At 68.4% G+C, this 26,273-nt stretch carries 22 protein-coding genes; 13 read left to right on the forward strand and 9 right to left on the reverse strand.

Annotated elements, in window-relative coordinates; all coding sequences use genetic code 11:
* The first annotated feature begins 13 nt into the window (after positions 1–13).
* The 3 genes from AC1RJ9_RS04945 to AC1RJ9_RS04955 all read left to right on the forward strand — a co-directional run bounded on the left by AC1RJ9_RS04945 (position 14) and on the right by AC1RJ9_RS04955 (position 4,738).
* Positions 14–2,977, forward strand: a complete 2,964-nt coding sequence (locus tag AC1RJ9_RS04945; RefSeq protein ID WP_492836518.1) for a 2-oxoglutarate dehydrogenase E1 component — start codon at positions 14–16, stop codon at positions 2,975–2,977.
* Between the two features lie 57 nt (positions 2,978–3,034).
* Positions 3,035–4,243: a 2-oxoglutarate dehydrogenase complex dihydrolipoyllysine-residue succinyltransferase gene (gene odhB / locus AC1RJ9_RS04950; RefSeq protein ID WP_492836520.1), complete on the forward strand. Its 1,209-nt coding sequence runs from the start codon at positions 3,035–3,037 to the stop codon at positions 4,241–4,243.
* A gap of 150 nt (positions 4,244–4,393) precedes the next feature.
* Positions 4,394–4,738: a DUF3088 family protein gene (locus AC1RJ9_RS04955; protein WP_492836522.1), complete on the forward strand. Its 345-nt coding sequence runs from the start codon at positions 4,394–4,396 to the stop codon at positions 4,736–4,738.
* Here the strand turns inward: AC1RJ9_RS04955 and AC1RJ9_RS04960 are convergent.
* Complete coding sequence (locus AC1RJ9_RS04960) at positions 4,735–5,421, reverse strand: AcvB/VirJ family lysyl-phosphatidylglycerol hydrolase (RefSeq protein ID WP_492836524.1); 687 nt, start codon at positions 5,419–5,421, stop codon at positions 4,735–4,737. The genes AC1RJ9_RS04955 and AC1RJ9_RS04960 overlap by 4 nt on opposite strands.
* A 263-nt stretch (positions 5,422–5,684) precedes the next feature.
* On the opposite strand from AC1RJ9_RS04960, the gene lpdA reads away from it, so the two are divergent.
* A complete protein-coding gene (gene lpdA / locus AC1RJ9_RS04965) occupies positions 5,685–7,085 on the forward strand; it encodes a dihydrolipoyl dehydrogenase (RefSeq protein ID WP_492836526.1) in 1,401 nt (466 codons plus the stop codon).
* A 91-nt stretch (positions 7,086–7,176) separates the two neighbouring features.
* The gene (locus AC1RJ9_RS04970; RefSeq protein ID WP_492836528.1) at positions 7,177–7,629 is read left to right on the forward strand and encodes a hypothetical protein; all 453 of its coding nucleotides are present in this window, start codon (positions 7,177–7,179) and stop codon (positions 7,627–7,629) included.
* 128 nt (positions 7,630–7,757) lie between these two features.
* On the opposite strand, the gene AC1RJ9_RS04975 is transcribed toward AC1RJ9_RS04970, so the two are convergent.
* The 3 genes from AC1RJ9_RS04975 to AC1RJ9_RS04985 form a co-directional block, all read right to left on the reverse strand.
* Positions 7,758–9,743: a methyl-accepting chemotaxis protein gene (locus AC1RJ9_RS04975; RefSeq protein ID WP_492836530.1), complete on the reverse strand. Its 1,986-nt coding sequence runs from the start codon at positions 9,741–9,743 to the stop codon at positions 7,758–7,760.
* A gap of 140 nt (positions 9,744–9,883) precedes the next feature.
* The gene (locus AC1RJ9_RS04980; protein ID WP_492836532.1) at positions 9,884–10,813 is read right to left on the reverse strand and encodes a tyrosine recombinase XerC; all 930 of its coding nucleotides are present in this window, start codon (positions 10,811–10,813) and stop codon (positions 9,884–9,886) included.
* Positions 10,810–11,487 carry a DUF484 family protein gene (locus AC1RJ9_RS04985; protein ID WP_492836534.1) on the reverse strand — a complete coding sequence of 226 codons (678 nt, stop codon included), beginning with the start codon at positions 11,485–11,487 and terminating at the stop codon, positions 10,810–10,812. Before AC1RJ9_RS04985 ends, AC1RJ9_RS04980 begins: the two co-directional genes overlap by 4 nt.
* Positions 11,488–11,579: 92 nt before the next feature.
* Here AC1RJ9_RS04985 and AC1RJ9_RS04990 point away from each other — a divergent pair, with 92 nt between their 5' ends.
* Positions 11,580–13,772, forward strand: a complete 2,193-nt coding sequence (locus AC1RJ9_RS04990) for a primosomal protein N' (RefSeq protein ID WP_492836920.1) — start codon at positions 11,580–11,582, stop codon at positions 13,770–13,772.
* Positions 13,773–13,778: 6 nt separating this feature from the next.
* Here the strand turns inward: AC1RJ9_RS04990 and AC1RJ9_RS04995 are convergent, their stop codons facing one another.
* The 4 genes from AC1RJ9_RS04995 to AC1RJ9_RS05010 all read right to left on the reverse strand — a co-directional run bounded on the left by AC1RJ9_RS04995 (position 13,779) and on the right by AC1RJ9_RS05010 (position 17,664).
* Positions 13,779–14,615: a M15 family metallopeptidase gene (locus AC1RJ9_RS04995; protein WP_492836536.1), complete on the reverse strand. Its 837-nt coding sequence runs from the start codon at positions 14,613–14,615 to the stop codon at positions 13,779–13,781.
* 4 nt (positions 14,616–14,619) lie between these two features.
* Positions 14,620–15,036, reverse strand: a complete 417-nt coding sequence (locus AC1RJ9_RS05000; protein ID WP_492836538.1) for a hypothetical protein — start codon at positions 15,034–15,036, stop codon at positions 14,620–14,622.
* A 163-nt stretch (positions 15,037–15,199) separates the two neighbouring features.
* Positions 15,200–16,798 (reverse strand): MDR family MFS transporter, encoded by a 1,599-nt coding sequence (locus AC1RJ9_RS05005; protein ID WP_492836540.1) that lies wholly within the window; start codon positions 16,796–16,798, stop codon positions 15,200–15,202.
* 77 nt (positions 16,799–16,875) lie between these two features.
* On the reverse strand, positions 16,876–17,664 hold the full coding sequence (locus AC1RJ9_RS05010) for a TerC family protein (RefSeq protein WP_492836542.1): 789 nt from the start codon (positions 17,662–17,664) through the stop codon (positions 16,876–16,878).
* Between the two features lie 130 nt (positions 17,665–17,794).
* On the opposite strand from AC1RJ9_RS05010, the gene AC1RJ9_RS05015 reads away from it, so the two are divergent.
* From AC1RJ9_RS05015 to AC1RJ9_RS05040, 6 genes are all read left to right on the forward strand, one after another.
* Complete coding sequence (locus tag AC1RJ9_RS05015; RefSeq protein WP_492836544.1) at positions 17,795–18,892, forward strand: acyltransferase family protein; 1,098 nt, start codon at positions 17,795–17,797, stop codon at positions 18,890–18,892.
* A gap of 67 nt (positions 18,893–18,959) precedes the next feature.
* Positions 18,960–19,661: a CHAP domain-containing protein gene (locus tag AC1RJ9_RS05020; RefSeq protein WP_492836546.1), complete on the forward strand. Its 702-nt coding sequence runs from the start codon at positions 18,960–18,962 to the stop codon at positions 19,659–19,661.
* A 63-nt stretch (positions 19,662–19,724) separates the two neighbouring features.
* Positions 19,725–20,684 (forward strand): magnesium transporter CorA family protein, encoded by a 960-nt coding sequence (locus AC1RJ9_RS05025; protein WP_492836548.1) that lies wholly within the window; start codon positions 19,725–19,727, stop codon positions 20,682–20,684.
* A gap of 118 nt (positions 20,685–20,802) precedes the next feature.
* On the forward strand, positions 20,803–22,041 hold the full coding sequence (locus AC1RJ9_RS05030) for a pentapeptide repeat-containing protein (protein ID WP_492836550.1): 1,239 nt from the start codon (positions 20,803–20,805) through the stop codon (positions 22,039–22,041).
* A gap of 71 nt (positions 22,042–22,112) precedes the next feature.
* On the forward strand, positions 22,113–22,874 hold the full coding sequence (locus tag AC1RJ9_RS05035; RefSeq protein ID WP_492836552.1) for a MipA/OmpV family protein: 762 nt from the start codon (positions 22,113–22,115) through the stop codon (positions 22,872–22,874).
* A 75-nt stretch (positions 22,875–22,949) separates the two neighbouring features.
* Positions 22,950–24,377: an alpha/beta hydrolase gene (locus AC1RJ9_RS05040; protein ID WP_492836554.1), complete on the forward strand. Its 1,428-nt coding sequence runs from the start codon at positions 22,950–22,952 to the stop codon at positions 24,375–24,377.
* A gap of 54 nt (positions 24,378–24,431) precedes the next feature.
* Here AC1RJ9_RS05040 and AC1RJ9_RS05045 read toward each other — a convergent pair whose 3' ends face one another.
* Positions 24,432–25,292, reverse strand: coding sequence for a crotonase/enoyl-CoA hydratase family protein (locus AC1RJ9_RS05045; protein ID WP_492836556.1), 861 nt, complete (start codon positions 25,290–25,292; stop codon positions 24,432–24,434).
* Between the two features lie 99 nt (positions 25,293–25,391).
* Here AC1RJ9_RS05045 and AC1RJ9_RS05050 point away from each other — a divergent pair, with 99 nt between their 5' ends.
* The gene (locus AC1RJ9_RS05050; RefSeq protein ID WP_492836558.1) at positions 25,392–26,180 is read left to right on the forward strand and encodes an SH3 domain-containing protein; all 789 of its coding nucleotides are present in this window, start codon (positions 25,392–25,394) and stop codon (positions 26,178–26,180) included.
* Positions 26,181–26,273: the final 93 nt, after the last annotated feature.

Raw genomic sequence — 26,273 nt, forward strand, 5'->3', positions numbered from 1 at the left:
AAGGCGAAGAACGATGGCGGACGACGCAGGCATCATCAACCAGGTCTTGACCGAGACCAGCTTCCTCTACGGCGCCAACGCGGCGTTCGTGGAGGATCTCTACGCCCAGTGGGCGGAGAACCCTGGATCGGTCGAACCTTCGTGGAACGCCTTCTTCGCCAGCCTCGCCGAGCAGGCCGATCAGGTTAAGCGCGCCGCGCAGGACCCGGCCTGGACGCCCAAGAAGGTGCCGTCCGTCCGTCCCGACTGGCTGTCGGCCCTGGACGGCCAGTGGGCCAGCGTCGCCCCCGCCGTCGAAGCCAAGGTCTCCAAGGCGATCGAGGGCAAGGCCCCCGGCGCCTCCGCCGAGGCCGTCCGCGCCGCCACGCTGGACAGCCTGCGCGCCATCATGATGATCCGGGCCTATCGGATGCGCGGTCACCTGGCCGCCAACCTCGACCCGCTGGGCCTGGAGCCGCCGAAGCCCGCCCCGGAACTGGATCCGGCCACCTACGGCTTCTCGGACGCCGACTACGACCGGCCGATCTTCCTCGACTTCGTCATGGGCATGGAAACCTCGACGATCCGCGAGATGCTCGAGATCCTGCGCCGCACCTACTGCGGCAATGTCGGCGTGCAGTACATGCACATCTCGGATCCGAACGAGAAGGCCTGGCTGCAGGAGCGCATCGAGGGCCGCGACAAGGAAATCGTGTTCTCCAAGGAGGGCAAGGTCGCCATCCTGAAGAAGCTGATCGAGACCGAGGGTTTCGAGAAGTTCCTGCACAAGCGCTTCCCCGGCACCAAGCGCTTCGGCCTGGACGGCGGCGAATCCATGGTCCCGGCCATGGAGCAGATCATCAAGCGCGGCGGCGCCCTGGGCGTGAAGGACATCGTCCTGGGCATGCCGCACCGCGGTCGCCTGAACGTGCTGGCCGCCGTGATGGGCAAGCCCTACCACGTCATCTTCCACGAGTTCCAAGGCGGCTCGTCGGTTCCCTCGGACGTCGAGGGTTCGGGCGACGTGAAGTATCACATGGGCGCCTCGTCGGACCGTGAGTTCGACGACAACAAGGTCCACTTGTCGCTGACCGCCAACCCGTCGCACCTGGAAATCGTCAACCCGGTCGTGATCGGCAAGGCCCGCGCCAAGCAGGCCTTCCTGCTGCGCGAGACCCCGGACGCCGGTCGCGGCCACGTGCTGCCGCTGCTGCTGCACGGCGACGCGGCCTTCGCCGGCCAGGGCGTGGTGGCCGAGTGCTTCACCCTGTCGGGCCTGAAGGGCTACCGCACGGGCGGCACCATCCACTTCATCGTCAACAACCAGATCGGCTTCACGACCAGCCCGCGCTACTCGCGCAGCTCGCCTTATCCCAGCGACATGGCGCTGATGGTCGAAGCCCCGATCTTCCACGTGAACGGCGATGATCCGGAAGCCGTCGTCTTCGCCGCCAAGGTCTCGACCGAGTACCGCCAGAAGTTTGGCAAGGACGTGGTCATCGACATGGTCTGCTACCGTCGCTTCGGTCACAACGAAGGCGACGATCCGACCATGACGTCGCCGATCATGTACGCCAAGATCAAGGGCCACCCGCCGACCCGCGAGCTCTACGCCAACCGTCTGATCGGCGAAGGCGTGATCAGCCAGGCCGAGTCGGACAGCTGGGTCAGCGAGTTCGAGAAGTTCCTCGACGCCGAGTTCGACGCCGGCAAGAGCTACAAGGCCAACAAGGCCGACTGGCTGGACGGCAAGTGGAAGGGCCTGGCCCTGCCGGGCGACGAAGAGCGTCGCGGCAAGACCGCCTTCCCCAAGACCCGCCTGCTGGAAATCGGCCGCCAGATCACCACGATCCCGGACCGCATCAACGCCCACAAGACCGTCAAGCGCGCCATCGACAATCGCCATGAAGCGATCGAGAAGGGCGAGGGCATCGACTGGGGCACCGCCGAGCACCTGGCCTTCGCCACCCTGCTCGACGAGGGCTTCCCGGTCCGCCTGTCGGGCCAGGACTCGGTGCGCGGCACCTTCACCCAGCGCCACTCGGACGTCATCGACCAGACGACCGAGGAGCACTACACGCCGCTGAACAACATCCGCGCCGGCCAGGCCCACTATGAAGTGATCGACTCGGCCCTCTCGGAAGAGGCGGTGCTGGGCTTCGAATACGGCTTCTCGCTGGCCGACCCGAACACCCTGACCCTGTGGGAAGGTCAGTTCGGCGACTTCGTGAACGGCGCCCAGGTCGTCATCGACCAGTTCATCAGCTCGGGCGAGCGCAAGTGGCTGCGGATGAGCGGCCTCGTCATGCTGCTGCCGCACGGCTATGAAGGCCAAGGCCCCGAGCACAGCTCGGCCCGCCTGGAGCGCTTCCTGCAGTCGTGCGCGGAAGACAACATGCAGGTCGTCAACTGCACGACGCCGGCCAACTACTTCCACGCCCTGCGCCGCCAGATGAACCGCGAGTTCCGCAAGCCGCTGATCGTGATGGCCCCCAAGAGCCTGCTGCGCCACAAGCGCGCCGTCTCGAACCTGGACGACTTCGCCGAAGGTTCGGCCTTCCACCGCGTGATGGTGGACGGCGCGGAAGCCGGCTGCGACGTCGGCGGCGTCACGCTGAAGAGCGACGACCAGATCAAGCGTGTCGTCATCTGCTCGGGCAAGGTCTATTTCGACCTCGTGGACCATCGCGCCAAGACCGGCCGCGACGACGTCTATCTGCTGCGTCTGGAGCAGTTCTATCCGTGGCCGATGAGGTCGCTGATGAACGTGCTGAGCCGCTTCAAGAACGCCGACCTGGTCTGGTGCCAGGAAGAGCCCAAGAACATGGGCGGCTGGACCTTCGTCGATCCGTGGCTGGAGCTGACGCTCGACAAGCTGGACATCAAGGCCAAGCGCGCCCGCTATGTGGGTCGTCCGGCCTCGGCGTCCACCGCCGCGGGCCTGATGAGCCGCCACCTGAAAGAACTCGAGACGTTCCTCAACGAGGCCTTCGCTTAAGCGTCGGACTTCGTCTTTAATTTCGCCGGACCAAACAAGAGAGACCTGGAAAGCCCCATGGCCGACATCATGACCCCCGCCCTCGGCGAATCCGTCACGGAAGCGACGGTCGCCCGCTGGACCAAGAAGGCCGGGGAGGCCGTGAAGAAGGACGAGATCCTCGTCGAGCTGGAAACCGACAAGGTCAGCCTCGAAGTGGCCTCGCCCGCCGACGGCGTGCTGTCGGCCATCGGCGCCGAAGAAGGCGCGACCGTCGTTCCGGGCACGGTCCTGGGCGTGGTGACCGAAGGCGCGACCGCGTCGGCCGCTCCGGCCGCCGCCCCGGCTCCGGCCCCCGCGCCGACCCCGGCTCCGGCGCCCGCTCCGGTCGCCGCCGCCGCCCCGACCGCCGCCCCGGTCAGCCCGGCGCCGGCCCGGATCGCCGCCGAGGCGGGCCTTGACCTGTCGAAGGTCGCGGGCACCGGCAAGGACGGCCGCGTGACCAAGGGCGACGCCCTCGCCGCCCTGGAAGCCCGCGCCGCGGCGCCGGCCCCGGCCGCGGCTCCGGCCGCGCCGCGCGCCCTGCACGAGCGCGAGGAACGCGTGAAGATGACGCGCCTGCGTCAGACGATCGCCCGTCGCCTGAAGGAAGCCCAGAACACCGCCGCCATGCTGACGACCTTCAACGAGGTCGACATGAGCGCGGTCATGGCCCTGCGCGCCCAGTACAAGGACATCTTCGAAAAGCGCCACGGCGTGAAGCTGGGCTTCATGTCCTTCTTCACCAAGGCCGTGGTGGCCGCGCTGAAGGCGATCCCGGACGTCAACGCCGAGATCGACGGCACGGACATCGTCTACAAGAACCATTACGACATCGGCGTCGCTGTCGGCACCGACAAGGGTCTGGTGGTTCCGGTCGTCCGTGACGCCGACGCGCTGAACCTGGCCGAGATCGAAAAGGCCATCGGCGTCCTGGGCAAGAAGGCCCGCGACGGCCAGCTGTCCATCGAGGACATGCAGGGCGGCACCTTCACGATCACCAACGGCGGCATCTACGGCTCGCTGATGTCGACGCCGATCCTGAACGCGCCGCAGTCGGGCATCCTCGGCATGCACGCGATCAAGGAACGCGCCATGGTCGTCAACGGCAAGATCGAGATCCGTCCGATGATGTACCTGGCCCTGTCCTACGACCACCGGGTCGTCGACGGCGCCGGCGCCGTGACCTTCCTGGTCAAGGTCAAGGAAGCCCTGGAAGACCCGCAGCGCCTGCTGCTGGACCTCTAAGAGACTTTGAGAAGCCCGCCCTTACCGGCGGGCTTCTTCGCTTCAAGCGCGCCAGGCGAAAGTGTATGCGGTTTCGCCGCCTGGTGCGCGCTACTCAAAGAGGCCCCGCGCGCTATGCGTCGGGGCCGTTTTGCTTTCCGGGAGACCGTCATGGCCAAGGACACACTCTATCTGCTGCCGATGGGCTTCGACAAAGAGGGCCAGCAACGCTTCTGCCCCGACTGCGCGATGATGGAAGGTTACCTGGCCGCCTATCCGCGACTGCGCGACGTCCTCGACATCGTCCGCGTCGACTACGCCCGCCCGCGCCCGGCCCTGATCGAGCGCCTGGGCGAAGAGCACCAGAACGCCCCCACCCTGATCCTCGGCGAGGCCTCCCCCGACGCCGGCCCGCACGGCGAGATCCAGTCGGCCAACGGCCTGAGTTTCCTCAGCGACGCCCGCCCGATCACGCGGTGGCTGGCGGCGAAGTATGGACTGCCCGCGCCGCTCTAGCGGCTGGCCTTCAGCACCGCCGCGCCGAGCGTGGCGTAGTCGCGGTTGAAGTGGTGGTCGCCGCGCAGGCGGATCTTGGTGACCTCGGCGTCGGGCAGGCTGGCGCAGATATCGGCCTTTTCCTGGTCGCCGTAGACGCAGGTGATCTTCAGGCCGTTCAGCGCGGCGATGGCCGGGCCGACCGGAAACGAGTCCGGCGTGGCGATGTTGAGCCAACTGGCGGGGTGGAACTGCAGGTCGCCGTGCGGGCCGGCGCCGATCAGCACCAGATGGCCGATGTGGCCGCGGACGTCGGCGGGCAGTCGCGGGATGATCGCCGGCAGGGCGTCGGCCCCGAACGAATAGCCGATCAGCGTCACCTTCGAGCGGCCCCACAGGCGCTCGTACGATCGCAGGGCCTGGGTCAGGTCGGCGGCGGCGCCGGCGGGCGAGCGCTTGGTGGTGAAATAGCTCAGCGAATTGACGCCTAGCGTCGGCACGCCGTTGTCGGCCAGATATTGGGTCACGCCCTGATCCAGGGCCGCCCAGCCGCCGTCGCCCGAATAGAACACCGCCAGCGTGTCGCCGGCCTTGCCGCTGGCGACCGGGATCTGGTCCACGCCAGACGCCGAGGCGGCGAGGGGCGCCGCGGCGCTGAGCGCGACGGTGGCGAGGGCGGCGATGAGGCGGGCGCGAAGGGTCATGCTGGTATGACGCCACCGAGCCGTGGCGCTCTCCAGGCGAGCTGATGTCAAGCTTGTGGCGGTCCCCGCGGCGGGGCGTCGCGCCGGGTTTGGACAAGTCTGCCATTCTCCTTGGTTTTCAAGGCCGCGGGCGTCGAAAGCGGGTTCCGTTTTGGGCCGCATGCCTCTAAGGAACACGCGCCTCCAGAGGTCTGACAATTGGCCGGCGAGGCCCCATATTTGTCCGGCGCCGTTCTCCGGCGCGTCCTCGAGGCGATAGACCCATGGCTCAATACGACGTCGTCATCATCGGTGGCGGTCCCGGCGGCTACAACGCCGCGATCCGCGCGGGTCAGCTCGGCTTGAAGACCGCGATCGTCGAGTCGCGCGGCAAGCTGGGCGGCACCTGCCTGAACGTCGGCTGCATGCCCTCGAAGGCGCTGCTGCACGCCTCGGAAATGTACGCCGCCGCGACGGGCCCCGAGTTCGCCAAGCTGGGCATCGAGGTCAAGCCGAAGCTGAACCTGCCGCAGATGATGGCCCAGAAGGCCGAGAGCGTCGAAGCCCTGACCAAGGGCGTCGAGTTCCTGATGAAGAAGAACAAGGTCGAGTACGTGAAGGGCTGGGGCCGCATCGACGGCGCTGGCAAGGTGGTCGTGAAGGCCGAGGACGGCTCGGAAACCGTGCTCGAGACCAAGAACATCGTCATCGCCACCGGCTCGGAGCCGACCCCGCTGCCGGGCGTGACGATCGATAACAAGCGTATCGTCGACTCGACTGGCGCCCTGTCGTTGCCGGAAGTGCCCAAGTCGCTGATCGTCGTCGGCGCCGGCGTCATCGGCCTGGAGCTGGGCTCGGTGTGGAAGCGCCTGGGCGCCGAAGTCACCGTCGTCGAGTACCTGGACCGCATCCTGCCGGGCACGGACACCGAGGTGGCCAACGCCTTCCAGAAGATCCTGACCAAGCAAGGCTTCAAGTTCTCGCTGGGCGCCAAGGTCACGGGCGCCGTCGCCTCGGCCAAGGGCGTCAAGCTGACCCACGAGCCGGTCGCCGGCGGCGCGGCCGCGACGATCGAGGCCGACTACGTGCTGGTCGCCATCGGCCGCCGTCCGTTCACCCAAGGCCTGGGCCTGGAGACGGTCGGCATCACGCCGGACAAGCGCGGCATGATCGCCAACGACCACTTCAAGACCGGCGTCGCCGGGATCTGGGTGGTCGGCGACGTGACCTCGGGTCCGATGCTGGCCCACAAGGCCGAGGACGAGGGCGTGGCCTGCATCGAGCTGATCGCGGGCAAGGCCGGCCACGTCAACTACGACATCATCCCGGGCGTCATCTACACCAGCCCCGAAGTCGCCACGGTCGGCAAGACCGAGGAAGACCTGAAGGCCGCCGGGATCGCCTACAAGGTCGGCAAGTTCCCGTTCCTGGCCAACAGCCGCGCCAAGATCAACCACGAGACCGACGGCTTCGTGAAGATCCTGGCCGACGCCAAGACCGACCGCATCCTGGGCGCCCACGCCGTCGGCCCGAACGTCGGCGATATGATCGCCGAGGTCTGCGTGGCCATGGAGTTCGGCGGCGCCTCGGAAGACATCGCCCGCACCTGCCACCCGCACCCGACCCGTTCGGAGGCGATCCGCCAGGCCGCCATGGGCGTCGAAGGCTGGACGATGCAGGCCTGACCGGGCAGGCGTAACAGCCCTTTGCGATAGTTGATGACCGCGTCCGTCAATCGGACGTAGAGTGGCGGGGTTTCGGCAACGGAGCCCCGCCATGCTTTTGTCCGCGATAATCCTCGCCGCCCTGCTGCAGGCCGCGCCAGCTGCGGCCATTGCCGTGGTTATACCGGAGGCCGCCCCTGTGGCCGGCCATACGGGTTATCTATTTCGGCCAAAGCCGTCCGATACGGACCAGCGCGTGGATCAGTTGAGGATGCGGCTCCCCAAGGCCGCTGGCCCGAAAGCCGCCGATGAGGCGGGCGCCAGACGCTTCGCATCGCCGTCATCCAAGATGAAGCCGCCGCGACGGTCCCGGCCGGACTTCGTGCGCAACCCACAGATGGCGAGCTGTGATCGCGACCGACTGACCAACGCCGGCCATCCCGACACCCCGGAGGTCCAGCCGCTGTCGAAGATGCCCAAGGCCCATGCCGAGCGCGCCGTGGTTCGCTTGGTCGACGGCTGCCCCGTGCCCGTCCTGATCGCCCAGCGGACGCCCGCGCGTTAGATTCGACGGCGCCCTCAAGAAAAACCCCGCCGGCGGACCGGCGGGGTTGTACGCGTTTTCGAGGGGAGGAACGCCCGAGGGGCGGGCGCTTACGCTTACTGAACCTGGTGTGCCGCGCGGGCGCGGGATCAGAACTCTTCCCAGTCCTCGCTGGCGCCGACGGCCTTGGCCAGCTTGGCCTGGACGGAGGCGACCGGGTTGACGCCCGGACGGCTGGTCGCGCCGGCCAGGGCCGGACCCCGGCTCGGGGCCGGAGCCGCCGCGCGCGGCGCCGGGGCGGCCGGGCGTTGCGTCGGGCGGGCCGAGCTGCTGGCGGTGTTCGCCACCGCGCCATTGACGCGGAAGCGGCTGATCATCTGCATCAGGTTACCGGCCTCCCCCTTCAGGGCGTGCGAGGCGGCGGTCGACTGCTCGACCATGGCGGCGTTCTGCTGGACGGTCTGGTCCATCTGGTTGACGGCGGCGTTGACCTCGTTGAGGCCGGTGGCCTGTTCCTGGCCCGAGGCCGCGATCTCGCTGACCAGGGCGTCGATCTCGCCGACCTTGCCGACGATGGCCTGCAGGGCCTCACCGGTCTGGCCGACCATCGAGACGCCTTGGTTGACCTGCTGCGATGAGGTCGAGATCAGGGTCTTGATCTCCTTGGCGGCGTCGGCCGAGCGCTGGGCCAGGGCGCGAACTTCCTGGGCGACGACCGCGAAGCCGCGGCCGGCTTCACCCGCGCGGGCGGCTTCGACGCCGGCGTTCAGGGCCAGCAGGTTGGTCTGGAAGGCGATCTCGTCGATCACGCCGATGATCTGGCTGATCGACTGCGAGGACTTCTCGATCTGGTTCATGGCCTCGACGGCGTTGCGGACCACGATGCTGGAGCGCTCGGCGTCGCCGCGGGTCGAGCCGACCACCTTGGAGGCTTCCTGGGCGCCGGCCGACGAGCGCTTCACCGTGGCGGTGATCTCGTCGAGGGCGGCGGCGGTTTCTTCCAGGCTGGCGGCCTGCTGCTCGCTGCGGCGCGACAGGTCATCGGCGGCCGAGGCGATCTCGTCCGAGCCCGCGCCGATGCCGTTGGCGGCGTGGACGATGGTGCCCATGGCCTCTTCCAGCTGGGCGATGGCGCCGTTGAAGTCGTTCTGCAGGCGCTTGTAGGCTTCGGGGAACTGCTGATCGAGGCGGTAGGTCAGGTCGCCGTCCGACAGGCGGGCCAGGCCGCCAGCGATGGCTTCCATGACGAAGGCCTGCTCCTTGGCGGAGGCCTCGGCGATCTCCAGGTTGCGGCGGCGCTCGGCTTCCGTCTCCGCGTTGGCGCGATGCTGGGCGGCCTCGGCGGTGCGCAGGGCCACGGCGTTGTCCTTGAACACCTGGACCGAGCGGGCCATGGCGCCGACCTCGTCCTTGCGCTCGGCGCCCTTGACGTCGACGTCGACGCTGCCCTGGGCCAGCACTTCCATGGTCTTGGCGGTGGCGGCCAGCGGGGCGGCGATCTTCTTGGCGCCGATCCACAGCGCCAGCGCAAGAGCGGCGCCGGCGGCGATCAGGCCGAACAGGATCGAGAACACGGTGCCGGCGGCGGCTTCCTTGGAAGCCTTCTCGACCATCTTCTTGGTCTCGGCGGTGTGGGCGTTGGTGTAGGTGTTGACGTCAGCGGTCAGCTTGGTGATCTGCGGATCGATCTCGACCATCACCATCTTGGCCGCGTCGTTCATCTCCTGCTGGCCAAGGTCCGCGCCGCTGCGGGCGCTGGCGTAGATCTTGTCGAGGCGCGCCTTGTAGCCGTCAACGGTCTTGGCCGTGTCGGGCTCGGCCTGCTTCACGCCGGCCAGCAGCGCCGTGGCTTCCTTGTAGGCCGTGTCCAGATCCGCGCTGGCGCTCTTGCCCTCGGTCGAGCCGCCTTCATAGGCGATCGTGCGGTAGGCCGAGTAGCCCATCGTGGCGACGCGACGGCTGAACCGCGCGATGCTCAGTTCGGCGGGCGCGCGCTGTTCCACCAGGATCTTGGTGCTGGCCTCGACCTTGCGGGCCTGGATGGCGCCAAGGCCCACGATCACCAGGGCGATCAGGGTCAGGATGACGGCGGGCAGGGCCACCTTGGTGGAGATCTTCAGATCGTCGAACTTCATCGGAGCCTCATGGCGGCACGGCTCTCGCCCGGGGGAGCGCGCGTTTCACCTCCAGAAGACCGTACGTCCCGTAAAATCGCGGTTAATGCTAAGCTTAAATCGCGTTCTTCGCGACGTTCCGCCGCACTTGTCGCGGACGCTCAGGCCTTCGGATGGGCGGCCGCGTAGGCGGCCAGCAGGCCGGCGGCGTCGACCTGGGTGTAGCGCTGCGTCGTCGACAGCGAGGCGTGGCCCAGCAGCTCCTGGATGGCCCGCAGGTCCGCGCCCGCGCCCAGCAGGTGGGTGGCGAAGGCGTGGCGGAAGGCGTGCGGCGTCACTCTGTCGGAGAGGCCAAGACGTCCGCGCAGGGTCTGGACCAGGGCCTGGACGTGGCGCGGCGACAGAGGCCCGCCGCGCTTGGCCCGGAACAGCGGCTCGTCGGCGGTCAGCACGAACGGCAGCGCGTCCAGATAGACGTCGACGGCGGCGCGGACGGCGTCCAGCACCGGCACGATCCGGGTCTTGCCGCCCTTGCCGGTGATGCGGATGGCCTGCCCCAGCGGAGCCTGTGCGAAAGTCAGCGAAAGCGCCTCGCTGATCCGCAGGCCGCAGCCCCACAGCAGGGTCAGAACCGCCTCGTCGCGGGCGGTCTCCCAGGGATCGCGCTCGGTGTCGTCGGCGGCCTGCGTGATAAGGTCGCGGGCCTGGTCCTCGGAGACGGGCCGGGGCAGGCCGATCTTCAGGCGCGGGCCGCGCACCAGCTCGACGGCGGCGTTGGCCACGCCGTGGCGCTGGTCCAGATAGCGATGAAAGGCGCGGATCGACGACAGGGCCTGCGAAAGCGAGCGCGGAGCCAGAGCGTCTTCACCTTGGCGGCGGAAGGCCAGGTAGCCGCGCAGGTCGGCGGCCGAGATCTCGCCCATGGCCGACAGGCTGACCGCCTCACCCCGATGGCGCTCCAGGAAGTTCAGATAGGCCAGGACGTTGTCGCCATAGGCGCGCACCGTGCGCGGCGAGGCCCGGCGCTCCAGCGTCAGGTAGTCCAGCCAGGCGGCGTAGGCCTGGCGAGCGCTCCCGACGCCCGAGGTCACAACACGGGCCAGCGTTCGGCGGTGCGCTCGACCACGCGGGCCAGGAAGTTGACCAGCTCCGTGCCCATGTCGGGGGTGAAGCCTTCCGGGTCGGTCGAGCCGAAGGCGACCAGGGCCTCGCGGCGGGGCTCCCAGATCGCCATGCGGACCAGGGCCATGCTGCGGATGGTCTCGGCCTTGTCGCCGAACAGCGGCAGGGCCGGGGCGAAGAAGCCCATGCGGGCGATGGGGGCCTCGCCCAGGATCATGTCGACCTGACCCTCGGCCAGGACGCGCCAGCCGGCCGGCACGCGATGCGGGCCTTCCAGGGCGATGACGCCGGCGGCCAGGCCGAAGCGCAGTTGGGTCATCTCGTCGACGCGGCGGGCGAGATCGGAGTGGTTGCGGGCGTCCAGCAGGTCGATGACCGCGGCGTGGGTCTGGGCCTGGGCCGAGTAGTTGGCGCGGGCGTTGGCCTCGATCGCCTGGCGGACGGTGGCCTCGCGCCTGTGGGCGGCGGCGGCGCGGGCCAGGGCGCGCGGACCGAAGTCGACGACATTGGCGGCGTCGACCCGCAGGCCCAGCTCGCCCAGCAGGTCTTCGTCGTGGCGCAGGAATTCCGGCTGGACGCGCAGGAAGTCGCGGACGCTCTCGGCGTCGACCGTTTTCCTGCTGGCGTTCGTCGCGTCGCTCATCGTCGTCCCCACCGGTAAAAAGCACTCCGTCCAGATGAAGCGGGCAAGACGGTTAATGTCCGCTTGATGACGACTCGACGGCCGCTCTCGACCTGGGGACGGTTTCGCGGCAGAAGCATCACGCCATGTCCCGTATCGCTTCCGTTCTGCTGCCGATGCCGTTGCCGGAGGCCTTCGACTACGCTGAGCCGGACGGACTCGATCTGAGCATCGGCGACCATGTGGCCGTGCCCTTGGGCCCGCGCGTGATTCGCGGCGTGGTGGTCGCCCTGCGCGACGGGACGGGCGGCAACCGACCGCTGAAGCTGATTCAGGGGCGGGTCGACGATCCGCCGCTGCCGCCAGGCGTGCTGGCCTTCGTCGAGTGGGCGGCGCGCTATTCGGTCGACCTGCCCGGCTGGCCGCTGGCCATGGCCCTGCGCGGCCTGCGCCATCCGCCGCCCAAGCCCGACAAGGTGCTGGTCCTGTCCGGCGCCCAGCCCGCCCGCATGACGCCCGCGCGCCTGAAGGTGCTGGCCGCCGCCGAGGGCGTGAAGCTCTCCGGTACAGCGCTGGCCTCGGCCGCCGGCGTCTCGGCGGGCGTCGTGAAGGGCCTCGTGGACGAAGGCGTGCTCGCGGTCGACTATGTGGAACCCGAGCGCGGGCTGCCGCAGCCGGACCTCTCCCTGCCGCCGCGCACGTTGAACCCCGGCCAGGCCGCCTGCGTCGCGGTGATGAAGGAGATGCTGGACGCCGGCGGCTTCCAGGCGGCGCTGCTGGACGGGGTCACCGGCTCGGGCAAGACCGAGGTCTATCTGGAGGCCGTCGCGGCGGCGCTGGAGGATCCCGAGGCCCAGATCCTGGTGCTGCTGCCCGAGATCGCCCTGACCCAGGCCGTGCTGGCCCGCTTCGAGCAGCGCTTCGGCGCCCTGCCGGCCGAGTGGCACTCCGGCGTCTCGCCGCCGCGTCGCCGGCAGGTCTGGGAGGCGGTGGCCAGCGGTAACGCCCGCATCGTGGTCGGGGCCCGCTCGGCCCTGTTCCTGCCGTTCCGCAAGCTGCGCCTGATCGTGGTCGACGAGGAGCACGACAGCTCGTTCAAGCAGGAAGAGGGCTTCATCTACCAAGCCCGCGACCTGGCCGTGGCCCGCGCCAAGATCGAGGGCGCCAGCGTGCTGCTGGCCTCGGCGACGCCGTCGCTGGAGAGCCTGTTCAACGCCCAGGCCGGCCGTTACCGCTGGCTGCGACTGTCGGCGCGCCACGGCGCGGCCCAGCTGCCGGACATCGACCTGATCGACATGCGCCAGACGCCGCCGGAGCCCGGCCGCTGGCTGTCGCCGCCGCTGATCAAGGCCATGGCCGTGACGCTGCAGCGCGGCGAGCAGGCCATGCTATTCCTGAACCGGCGGGGCTATGCGCCGCTGGTCTTGTGCAAGGCCTGCGGCGAGAAGATGAAGTCGCCCGACACCGACAGCTGGCTGGTCGAGCACCGCTACACCGGGCGTCTGGTCTGCCACCTGACCGGCTTCTCGATGAAGAAGCCCGAGGCCTGCCCGCACTGCGGGGCCAAGGACTCGCTGGTGTCGATCGGTCCCGGCGTCGAGCGGGTCGAGGAGGAGGCGCGGCACATCTTCCCCGACGCGCGGATCGCGGTGTTCTCGTCCGACACGGTGATGGACGCCGAGGCGGCCAAGACCCTGGTGGCGACCATGGCGGCGGGTGAGATCGACATTCTCGTGGCCACCCAGGCGGCGGCCAAGGGTCACAACTTCCCGAACCTGACCCTGGTGGGCGTGGTCGACGCCGACCTCTCCCTACGGGGCGGCGACCTGCGGGCCGGGGAACGGACCTTCCAGCTGCTGGCCCAGGCGGCGGGCCGGGCCGGGCGTCACGAGAAGCCGGGGCGGGCGCTGCTGCAGACCTACTCGCCCGAGCACGCGGTGATGCAGGCCCTGAAGGCCCAGGACCGTGACGCCTTCGTCGAGGCCGAGATGGCGATGCGTCAGGACGCCGGCCTGCCGCCCTACGGCCGCCTGGCGGCGGTGATCGCCTCGGGCCCGGACGCCGCGGCCCTGGACGCCTATGTCGAGGCCCTGGCCGCGGTGATCCCCAACGCCGAGGGGGTCGAGGTGTTCGGCCCCGCCGACGCGCCGCTGGCCCTGGTGCGCGGCCGCCGCCGCAAGCGGTTCCTGGTCAGGGCCGAGCGCAATGTCGACCTGCAAGGCTTCATGGCCGCCTGGCGGGCGCGGGCCAAGGTCCCGAACTCGGTGCGCGTGGTGATCGATATCGATCCTTACTCGTTCCTGTAGCCGCGATCAGGTGTCCAGCAGCGGCTTGTCGCCGAAGCGGGCCTGCATCGCGTCGTCGATATGGGCCCAGGTGTAGATCGCCGTGGCGGCGCCCGCCTTGCGCAGCTGCACGTGGCCCGCGTCGGGCTGGCTGAAATGGAGACCCGCCGTCAGGCCTAGCTGCTCGGCCAGCTTGGCATAGGCCGCGTAGGCGGGGTCGCCGCCGTTCGAGACCATGACGCCGTTGCGGTAGCAGTAGGCGTCGACGGCTTCGCCCCACTGGTGCCAGCCGGCGCCGGGCAGGGCGTTGGTGCGCCAGCTCGGAATGCGCGGGGTGTCGCGGTATTGGCGCATCAGCGCGGCGGTCCACGGCGCGCCGTCGGCTTCCAGCTTGGCGATCACGGCGTCGATGTCGGCGGCCGAGCGCTTTTTCCACGAGCAGTAGTACTGAGCCTGGACGGCGGGCGGACGCAGGCCCTGGCTGACCCGGAAATCCAGCCCCTGGTCACGGCAGGCCTGCAGCAGGGCCGAGAGCTTGGCGGCGAAGGTCGGGTCTAGATTGAACTTCGCCAGGGCCGGATCGACCGAAGCGGCCGGACCGGCGGCGGGTTGGGCCGTGGGCGTGACGACCGACTGCAGCGGCTCGCAGGCGCCGGTCCAGACATAGCCGGTGGCGTCGACGCGATACCACTGGGCGTTGCCCTGAACGGACTCGCCGGCGACGAGGGCCTCGACCCGCAGGGTCGCGCCGCTGGCCAGTTTGCGGCGCACCGGCGCCTGACGGTTGGGGGCGCCTTCGCGCAGGTTGGTCAGGCCCGTGGTGCGGGTCTCACCGTCGATCGGAATGGCGATGCTGTCGACCATCGGACTACCCCATCGCTCCGTCGGCGGCCGAGATATCGGCGCCGGCGCCGCCTGAGCCTATCCCGACACTTTCCTGGCCCTTGGGGGCCGAGTTCGAACCGCTGACGCGGCTGATCGCCCCTTCGATGAAGTCCGCGCCTGCGTAGCCGGCCGCCGAAATCGTGAAGAGCTGTTCGGGCGAGACGTTCGCTATCGACTTGATGATCGTGATCGCCGCCACGGCGCCGGCGATGAAGCCGATCGCGAATGAGACCAGGATCCGGCTGGCGGTGAACAGATCGCTCGCTGAGACCGCGCTGGAAGCGGCCGCGTCATTGACCTTCTTCAAGCCGATGACCGTTCGGGCTCCCTGGCCGATAGCGCCCATCAGTCCCCCCAGGCAGATGATCTGAAGCCAGTCGAATACGCTAGCGTCGGCCATAGCCTTCTCCCCCCAGTTAGGATCGACGACGCTACGCTGGGGGGATGTCGCCAGTCATCCACAGCACAGGACGTCGACACCTTGAGACAGTGTGCGGGGCTTCGATTGAAGTCAACCTATCAGGGGTGGCTTCTCAATATACAACTATATCGGGCTTCGGGGGTCAGTTCGTCGGCTCAGCCTTGTCCAGTGTCGGCGCGCCCGACGCCGGCTGGTGCGAGCGCAGGGGCAGGGCGGGGATGAACAGGATCGTCACCAGGCCCGCCAGGACCACGAACAGCGCCGCGACCATCACCCCGCTGACGGCGTTGATCAGCGCGCCTTGCAACACCGGATCGGCGTGGGCGGCCTGACCGCTGGCGGCGGCTTTCACCGCCATGCCTTCCAGCTTGCCGAGGTCGAGGCCCCCGCCGGGGAGGTCGGCCAGGCGCACGGTCAGAATCGTCCCGGCCAGGGCCGCGCCGACGGTCGAGCCGATCTGGCGGAAGAACTGGTTGGAACTGGTGGCCACGCCGATGTCGCGCGGGTCGACCGCGTTCTGGGTGGCGATGTTGAACAGGCTCTGGCCGGGACCAAGGCCCAGCCCCACGAAGGCCAGCAGGACGCAGAGCAGCGGCAGGCTGTGGATTTTCGACAGGTCGTGCAGCAGGAACACCGCGACCAGCAGGACGACCGCGCCGCCCAGCATGTAGGGCTTGTACTGGCCGGTCTTGCTGACCAGCTGGCCCGCGATGGTGCTGCTGACGATCAGGCCGGCCATCAGCGGCAGCATGGTCATGCCGCTGACCGTGGCCGGCACGCCCCGGCCCAGTTGCAGGAACAGCGGCAGGAACATCACCACGCCCATGAAGGCCATGGAGATCAGGAAGCCGGCCAGGTTGGCCGTGGTGAACACCTTGTTCTGGAACAGGTGCATCGGCAGGATCGGGTTGGAGACCTTGGTCTCGGCGATCACGAAGGCGGCAAGCGACACGGCGGCCAGGGCGAAGAGGGAGAGGCTCCGCGGCGAGCGCCAGGCGAAGCTGTGGCCGCCCAGGCTGAGCGCCAGCAGCAGCGGCACGAAGGCGGCGATCAGCAGGGCCGCGCCCAGGAAGTCGATCTTGCCGGCCCGGCGATGCTCCAGCTTGGGCATCTTCACGATGACCATGAACAGCGACAGCAGGGACAGCGGCAGGTTGACGTAGAACACCCAGCGCCAGCCGGCGACCGTGTGGGTCCCGATCTGCACCGTGCCATGGTCGGTGAAATAGCCGCCGATGATCGGCCCCAGCACGCTGGCCAGACCGAACACCGAGCCGAAGACGCCAGCGAACTTGCCCCGCTCGCGCGGCGGATAGAGGTCGGCGATGATGGCGAAGGCGGTGGTGAACAGCGCGCCGCCGCCGATGCCCTGCAGGGCGCGGAACACGATCAGCTGCACCATGCCCGGCATGCCCAGGATGGTCCCGAACTCGCCCGCCAGGCCCGACAGCCACGAGCCGGCCAGGAAGATCGAGATGCCGGTGATCAGCACGGGCTTGCGGCCGAAGATGTCGCCCAGCTTGCCCCAGATCGGCACCATCACCGTCGAGGTTAGCAGATAGGCCGTCGTCACCCACGAATAGAGATTAAGGCCGTTCAGCTCGGAGATGATCCGCGGCATGGCCGTGGAGACGATGGTCTGGTCCAGCGCGCTCAGCAGGAACACGATCATCAGCGCCGTCAGGGTCAGGCGGCGCTCGGCGTCAGAGAAGGCCTGGGGGACGAAGGTCTGCGAGGTCATCGGGCCCTGAGAGCGTGATAAGCCGGGGTGGCCGACCTATCACGCTCCCGAGGCGGGAAGTAGGGGGCCGGCGCTGCCTAGTGGTCCTTCTTCGCCCCGCGCTTGCGCGACAGCATGTTCAGGCCCTCGACCCCGGCCGAGAAGGCCATGGCCGTATAGATGTAGCCCTTCGGCACGTGGGCGCCGAAGCCTTCGGCGATCAGCACGGTGCCGATCATCAGCAGGAAGCCCAGGGCCAGCATGACCACGGTGGGGTTGTCGTTGATGAAGTTGCCCAGCGGGTCGGCAGCCAGCAGCATGGCGGCCACGGCGATGATCACGGCGGTGATCATGATCGGCAGGTGATCGGTCATGCCGACGGCGGTCAGGATCGAGTCGATCGAGAACACCAGGTCCAGCAGGATGATCTGGAAGATCGCCGCGCCGACGTTGGAGATCACGACCGTGACCTTGTCCTTCTCCAGCACGTCGTCGCTCTTGCCGGGATCGACGCTGTGGTGGATCTCCTTGGTCGCCTTCCAGATCAGGAAGACGCCGCCGGCGATCAGGATCAGGTCGCGCCATGAGAAGGCGGTCTCGAAGCCCGGCTCGCCGTGCGAGCCCACAGGGCCGTTGATGCCCAGGTCGAAGACCGGCGCGGTCAGGCCGACGATGAAGGCGATGGTCGACAGCAGGACCAGGCGCATGATCAGCGCCAGCGAGATGCCGATGCGGCGCACCCGCGTGCGGTGCTCGGGCGGCAGCTTGTTCGATAGGATCGAAATGAAGACGAGGTTGTCGATCCCCAGAACCACTTCCATGACCACCAGGGTCACCAGCGCGGCCCAGGCGGCCGGGTCGGCGACCAGGTTAAGGAGTTCGTTCATCGGTCCTCTCTAAGGTTATCGGCCAGGCCGTCGTTTCGCGTATGCATACATGTAACACAGCGAGATAGGCGGGTAACGCTGATCTTTCCACCGTGGGGGCGGAAGGGCAGGCTCTTAAGGGACGCCGTCGATGCAGGACGCCGCCAATATAAAGCCCCTGACCGCGCTGCGGTTCTTCGCCGCCTTCTGGGTGGTGCTGTTCCACTATTGGCCCAAGCTGGACGTCGCTTTCACGCCGGCGATCGCGCGGAAGGGCTATCTGGGGGTCGAGGCGTTCTTCATCCTGTCGGGCTTCATCCTGTGTCACGTCTATCTGCGCGGCTTCGGGGAGGGGCGGTTCCGCTATGGCGACTTCCTTTGGAACCGGCTGGCGCGGGTCTATCCGCTGCACCTGGCCACCCTGGTCGGCGTCGGGGCCATGGCGTTCGTCGGGACCATGGCGGGCCTGAACGTCGATCCGAACATCCTGTCCTGGAAATCGCTGCCGGCGAACCTGCTGCTGGTCCATGCCTGGGGCTTCGCGCCGGTGGCCGGTTGGAACCACGCCTCGTGGTCGATCTCGGCCGAGTGGTTCGCCTATCTGAGCTTTCCGGCCTTCGCCTTCGCGGCCTGGAAGCTGCGCGAGCGGCCCGTGGTCGCCGTGCTGGGCGCCCTGGCGGTGATCGCCGGGCTCTATCCGGCCTTCCAGGCCCTGGCCGGCTTTCCGCTGACCGACGCCACCATCGAATGGGGCGCTTTGCGCATCGTGCCGTGCTTTGCCTTCGGCTGCGCCCTGCACGCGCTGTGGCGTTCGGACCGATTCCCCGCCCGACTCGGCGGCTATGGCGCCGCTTTGTTGGGCATGGTCACGCTCGCGGCGATCCAGTTTTCCGCACCCGATCTGGTGATCGTGATGCTTCTGGGGGGGCTTATTTTCATGCTCGCGACCGTCGCCAAGACCGGTTACGAGTTTACTGGACAGTCAGTGTTCGTCTATCTCGGCGAGATCAGCTACTCGACCTACATGATCTGCATCCCGTGGAAGATCCTGGCGATCAATGTGGCGACCAAGATTTTCAATATTGATGGCGACAAATTGCCGCTTCTGGTCTGGATATTGATTGTCGCGGCGCTAATCCCGCTGTCGGCGATATCCTACCATTTCATTGAAAGCCCATGCCGGGAGTGGATGAAATCTCTGGCCGCGAACCGCAAACAGCGCCGCTTGGCGCTCGCGGGCGCGGCATAAACACTCTTTTCACCAGTCTCTGGCAGGGTTATCCCTTAGCCCAGTGACGCGGGGGAGTACCCACAGCATGACGAAACGGACCAGGGCCCTTCTGGGTTCCCTGCTCGCTGCCGCCATGATCAGCTTTGCGCCGGTAGCGGCCAATGCTGACGGCTACTGGCAGTGCGTACCGTTCGCCCGTCTGATGTCGGGTATCCAGATCTTCGGCGACGCCCGCACGTGGTGGTCGCAAGCCGCCGGCAAGTACGACACGGGCTCGGTCCCGAAGATCGGCTCGGTCCTCTCCTTTAAGCCTACCGCCCGCATGAACCTCGGCCACGTGGCCTTCGTCAGCCAGGTGCTCACCGACCGGGTCATCCAGGTCACCCACGCCAACTGGTCGATCATCGAAGGCGATCGCGGCCAGATCGAAAAGGACGTCACCGTCGTCGACGTCTCGCCCAACGGCGACTGGTCGCAGGTCAAGGTCTGGTACGACCCGATCCGCGATCTGGGCTCCAGCGTCTATCCGACCAACGGCTTCATCTATCAGGACGCCCAGGCGACCAAGATCGCCATGGCCACCGCCAAGATCGCCATGGCCCAGAACGCCGTGGTCTCGGCCGCCAAGCAGGCCGCCAACCAGGTCGCCAACTCGGTTCGCTCTTCGCCGCTGGACATCATCGGCCAGGCCGCCGACTCGACCGATCGTATCGCCGCCCTGATCGAGGCCGCCGCTGGTGGTGGTTCGTCGAGCGACACGAGCAACAAGCAGAACGCCCCGCGCTGATCGCGAGCGCGTTGACCTTATGCGCGGGCCGGGGCAAACCCGACCCGCAGTAAGGGCGGCACAATGCTGAGAATCCTCCGTCACGGCGCTCCGGGCTTCGAGTCCGGCGGTCTGTCGCCCGACTGGCGGGTGCCGGCCGACGCCGTCTGGATCGAGCTGGTCGACCCCACCCGCGCCGAGGAAGTCGCCGTCGAGCAGTCGATCGGCCTCTTGCTGCCCACGCGCGAGGAGATGGCCGAGATCGAGGCCTCCTCGCGCCTCTATCAGGAGGACGGCGGCACGTTCATGACCGCCACGGTGCTGGTCAACGCCGACGGCGACCTGCCGACCGCCGCCCCCGTCACCTTCGTGCTGGCCGGCGCGCGCCTGATCACCATCCGCTATGTCGAGCCCAAGGCCTTCTCGGTGTTCGCCGCCCAGGCCGAGCGCCAGCCCAGCCTGTGCCCCAACGGCCTGCAGACCTTCCTGGGCCTGCTGGACGCCATCGTCGACCGCACCGCCGACATCCTCGAGCGCACCGCCGCCGAGGTCGAGGTGCAGTCACGGGCCATCTTCAGCCGCCCGCGCGGCGCGGCGTTCGAGAGCATCCTCAACCGTTTGGGCCGGGCCCAGAACGTCAATTCCAAGGCGCGCGACAGCCTGGTCAGCCTGGCCCGCCTGCTCAGCTTCGCGGCCCTGGCCGACCAGTTCGAAGGCTCCAAGGAGCTGCGCGATCACCTGAAGTCGCTGCAGCGCGACGTCCAGTCGATCACCGACCACTCCAGCTACGTGGCCAGCAACATCACCTTCCTGCTCGACGCGGCCCTGGGCCTGATCAACATCGAACAGAACTCGATCTTCAAGGTGTTCTCGGTGTTCTCGGTGATGTTCCTGCCCCCGACCCTGGTGGCCGGGATCTACGGCATGAACTTCGAGCACATGCCCGAGCTGAAGTGGATGGAGGGCTATCCGATGGCCATCGGCATGATGATCTTCGCCGCCGCCGCGCCGCTGCTGTGGTTCCGCCGGAAGAAGTGGCTGTAGAGTCCGGGCAGCGCCGCGACAATTTACCGCGCTCTAAACGATGGCTTAAAGCTGATCTGGCAGTTTGGGCGCCGGTTCCCAGTTCCCCGCGTATCCGCCAGAGAGCGCTCTTCGCCCCATGCCCGCCGCCGCGTCGTCACGACCGAGCCTGATCCGCAACCTGCACGCCTCCGCGGTGCGCGAGGTGCTGGAGGCCCATGCGCGCTACATGAAGGGGCTGCCCAAGGGCCGCCGGGCGGTGCTGCAGTACGTCAACCTGAACAACTACGAGCTGGACGGGGTCGATCTCTCGGAGGCCGACCTGACCGGGGCGCTGCTGGGCGGGGCTTCGTTGCGCCGGGCCAAGCTGACCCGCGCCACGCTGTATGGCGCCGACCTGCGCGACTCCGACCTGCGCGACGCCGATCTTTCCCGCTGCGACATGCGCGGGGCCTGTCTGCGCGGGGCCAATCTGGGCGGGGCCAATCTGTCCAGCTGCGATCTGCGCGAGGGTGTCACCGCCGTGCAGGACGACGAGAAGGGCCTGCGGATCCTGGAACATTCCAAGCGGCCGGGCGAGCTGGACTACGCCACGCTGCAGGGCGCCAACCTCAATGGAGCGCAGATGTCGGGCGCCTTCGCGCGCCAGGCCGACTTCACCGACGCCGACCTCTCGAACGTCACCCTGCAGGGCGCCAAGCTGACCAATGCGGTCATGGACGGCGCGGACCTGTCGGGCGCCAACCTGCACAATGCCGACATGTCCAAGGTCTCGCTCCGCCGGGCCATCATGGTGGGCGTCGACGTCAGCGGCGCGGACCTGACCGACGCCGACATGACCGAGGTGCTGCGGGCCCCGCCGCCGATCTTCTATGTCGACGACCTGCCCCTCAACGAGGTGCTGGAAGCCCACGAGCTGTTCTGCAAATCCGACGGTCGCGAAGGCAAGGTGGCCAACCTGGCCGAGGTCGACTTTCGCCCCTTGCGCCGCCTGAAGGACCGCCGGCTGAGCGGCCTGTCCGCGCCCAGGGCGGTGTTCTTCGGCATGGACCTGGACGGCGCCCATCTGCAGGGCGCGAACCTGGCCGGGGCGGACCTGCGGGGCGCCAAGCTGCGCGGAGCCGATCTGCGCGGCGCGCGTCTGGTCGACGCCCAGCTGACCCGCGCGGACCTCACCGGCGCCAAGCTCGGCCCGCTGAAGATCGCCGAGGACCGGGTCATCCGCACCGACCTGACCCGCGCCCTGCTGCGCGGGGCCAATCTGAAGGGCGTCAGCGCGCCTCGGGCCCGGTTCCTCGAGGCCGACTTCGCCCGCGCCCGCCTCGACGGCGCGGACCTGACCGACGCCGAGCTGCCGCCCGGTTTTCGCGGCGCCTAAACATCTGTCTCCGCGTTGCGGTCGTACCTGTGTCGACGATCGGACATGGTATTCTGAATAAGGAGGCAAGTATGACCCACGCTCTGACGCCCATCGCTCTGCTCTGCGTGCTCACCGCCGCCGGCCTCGCCACCGAGGCCGGCGCCCAGGATCGCGCGCCTGACCGGACGATCGTCGGCGGCGCGTTGATCTACGCGCCGGCTTACCAGGGCGCCGAGGACTACCGCGTTCTGCCGTTCCCGTTGATCGATCTGAAGTACGGCCGCTTCTTCGCTAGTTCGCGCCGGGGGATCGGCGCCAACCTGATCGACGGCGACGCGGTGGATGTCGGGGCCGGGGTGACCTTCGTGCCAGGCTACCGCCGTCGCGACGCTCCAGCCGGCATCGGCCGGGCGTCGGGCGGCGCCGGGGCGCGGATCTCCGCCGACGTGAAGGCCGGCGGGGTCATGGCCAGCCTGGGCGCGACCAAGGTGCTGTCGGGCGGCCTCGACGGCGCCCTGGTCGACGCGACCCTGGCCATGCCGCTGCGGCCGTCCGACCGGCTGACCGTGATCCCCAGCGTTTCGACCACCTGGGCCGACGGCGCCTATACGCGCAGCTATTTCGGCGTCAGCGCCAGCCAGGCGACGGCCTCGGGCCTGCCGGCCTATCGCCCCGGCGGCGGGATCAAGGACGTCTCGGCTTCGCTGACCGCCAGCTATCGCCTGAACGACCGGGTCAGCCTGGGCGCGACCGGCTCGATCACCAAGCTGACCGGCGACGCCAAGAAGAGCCCGATCGTTTTCGACCGGACCCAGCCCTCGGCGGTGCTGACGGTTTCCTACAGGTTCTAGCGGGCGGCCGCGCATTGAAGCCTTGCGGCGAGCATTAACCTTGGTGTTGATGCACGAAAAATCGCAGGAGCCTTCATGTCGCGTTTGTCCTGGATCGCCGCCGCCGGCGCTCTGGCCTTGACCTGGCTGGGCGCGAGCGCCCACGCCGCCGCGCCCAAGGTCGAGAAGACCGCCTGCGTCGGCGACTACAAGGCCAGCGGCCTGAAGGTCGACTGCGGCGACCTGATCGTCGACGAGACGCGCGGCGATGCCAGGAGCCGCCGCATCAAGGTCGCCTTCGCCGTCGTCCACGCCAGCGAGCCCAAGGCCGGCCTGCCGCCGGTGATCTATCTGCACGGCGGCCCGGGCGGCTCGGCCCTGAAGGGCCTGCCGCGGCTGCTGAGCAGCAAGGCCTCGCGCGAGTTCGTCGCGCTCGACCAGGACTGGGTGTTCATCGACCAGCGCGGCGGCGGCCAGTCCGTCCCCAATCTCGACTGCCCGGGCGCGCACCTGACCGACGCCGGCCCGCCGACCGACCAGGACGCGCAAGGCATTGTCGCCTGCCTGAAGGCCTTCCAGGCCAAGGGCGTGAACATCGCGCGCTACAACGCCGTCGAGGTGGCCAAGGACGTCCAGGACCTCCGCGAGCTGCTGGGCTTCAAGCAGATCGACCTGTTCGGCGGCTCGTACGGCACGCGCATCGAGGCCGCCATCCAGGCCCATGCGCCGCAAGGCGTGCGCGCGGTGGTCCAGGACTCGCCCTGGCCGCCCGAGGCCGACTGGACCGTCGGCGGTCCGGCCATGGTCTCCAACTCGATCGACATCGTCATGGCCAAGTGCGCGGTCGTGGCCGAATGCGCCAGGCGCTATCCGGACCTGAAGGCCAGGCTGGCCGTGGTGGCCGAGCGCTGGCTGGCCGGCCCCCAGACGATCAACGGCAAGACCTACGCCGCCGACGACCTGGGCGGCTGGCTGATGGACGCCAGCTACTTCACCGCCGGCGTGCTGCCGCGCGACCTTTGGAAGATCATCCAGGGCGACGTGGCGCCGGTCGCCGACTTCGTCGAGAGCCGCGACTACTACAGCGAGGGCCAGTTCATGACCCATCTGTGCAAGGAGGAGATCCCGTTCGAGAGCCGCGCCGCCGTCGCTGACGGCACGCGGAACGATCCGGTCGCCCGCCTGATGGTGGCGTCGATGCAGCGCATCCACGATGTCTGCAAGGCGATCGACGTCGGCCCGATCTCCAAGGCCGAGCAGGAGCCGGTCAAGACCGCGATCCCGACCCTGTTCCTGGCCGCCGAGATCGACCCCGGCTGCCCGCCCGAACTGACCAAGGCCGCCGCCAAGGGCTACGAGGGCTCGCAGGTGGTCATCGTCACCAACGCCACCCACGGGGTCAGCCGCGCCAGCCCCTGTACGCGCAAGATGATCCGGAGCTTCTTCCAGGACCCGACCAGGCCGGTGGACCGTAGCTGCCTGCCGGCGGCGGATACGCCGATGACGTTTACGTACGCGGGGTAGGGGCTCGATAAGCTCCGTCATCCCGCGCATAGAGCGCGGGATGACGGTGTAGTCCTACATCTTCTTCTTCAGCGGCAGCAGGTCCGGATAGACCGCGTCACGCTTCTGCGCCTTGGCGGTGAAGGCCTCGGCCATGTGCGGGCCGGAGAACATGCCCGTCTGCCAGGTGGCGATGTAGTCCAGGCTGTCGGCGATCGAGTGGTCGCGGGCGTAGTTGATCATCACCTTGCTGCCGGCCACGGCGAGCGGCGACTTGCCGGCGATCTCGCGAGCGGTGGCCAGGGCGTGGGCGACGACCTCCTCGTGAGTATCGAGCACCTCGTTGACGAGGCCGATGTCACGGGCGCGCTGGGCCGGCAGGCGGCGGCCGGTATAGGCCAGCTCGCGCACCCAGCCCTCGGGGATCAGCTTGCACAGGCGCGGGAAGGTGCCGACGTCGGCGGTCATGCCGATGTTGATCTCCTGGATCTGGAAGAAGGCGTCGGCGCTGGCGTAGCGGATGTCGCAGGCGCTGACGAAATCGACCGCCCCGCCGATGCAGCCGCCCTGGATGGCGATGATCACCGGCATCCGGGCCCTGTCCAGGCAGCTGAAACTGTCCTGCAGCACGTGCACGAAGCGGCGGAAGCTCTCGGCGGCCACCCAGCGGTCGCCATCGCGCGCGGCGGTGACGCCCTCGTCGTCGGTGAACACCGAAAGGTCCATGCCGGCGCTGAAGTGCTTGCCGGTCGAGGAGATGACGATGCAGCGGGCGCGCGCGTTGTCATCAATATCTTTTACAATCGCGGGAAGCTCGTTCCAGAAGGGCCGTGTCATGGTGTTCATGGCTTCGGGGCGCTTCAACTGGATGTGCGCGACGCCGGCCTCGATCTCGACCTTGAAACAGCTATACTCGTCATGATCGTGGCCACTCATGCCTGGCTCTCTCCCGAAGAAACGTTTCGTGTCGTTGATCACACTATCGACCGGGCGGGAGACGACGACAACACTGACCTGACGGAAGAGGATCTCGCCATGACGACCCGCAAAATGTTCACCACCCTGGCCATCGCCGCCACGGCGTCCAGCCTGGTGGCGGCCCCCGTCCCGGTTCTGGCCCAGTCGCGCGGCCTCAGCGGCCTGTTCGCCTGCGAGGGCTCGGGCGGCAAGCAGGAAGGCGGCGCCCTGATCGGCGCGGCGGCCGGCGCCCTGCTGGGCAACAAGATCGGCGGCAAGAACAAGACCCTGGGCACGCTGGTCGGCGCCGCCGCCGGCGCGGCCGCGGGCGGCTATATCGGCTGCCGCATGCAGTCGACCGACGCGGCCCTGGCCGAGCAGGCGACCAAGAAGGCGCTGGAGACCGGCGTCGCCCAGACCTGGTCCAACAGCCGCACCGGCAATTCGGGCCGCATCGCGGTGGTCTCGTCCAGCTACGGTCCGCCGATCGACGGCCGCGACCTGCGCTATTCGGCCGGCGTCCAGAGCCTGCCCAGCTTTGAAGCCGCCGGCGGCGCCTATGTCGCCAGTTCCACGGCCAACCTGCGCGCGGGCCCGTCGACCAAGGCCAAGGTGGTCGGCAAGATCGCGGCGGGCGAGAGCTTCGACGCCCTGGGCGTGGTCCCGACGGGCGGCTGGGTGCTGGTCGGCCGCGGCGGCTACGGCGTCGGCTATGCCGCCGCATCGCTGGTGCGTCCGTACGGCCAGCAGGTCGCCAGCTGCCGCGTGATCGACGCCTCGGTGTCGGGCGGCGGTCAGCGCGCGTCCAGCCAGCGCTACAGCGCCTGCAAGGACGCGCGCGGCGAGTGGCAGGTGACCCAGGCGTAGCCACTGACTGAAACGCTCCAGATCCTTGTCATCCCGGAAGCCTCGCAGAGGCTGTCCGGGACCCAGGGGCCAAGCGCGTCGCGGCTCCCCCTG

This window comes from Caulobacter sp. GW822-FHT07D08, from assembly GCF_058798735.1.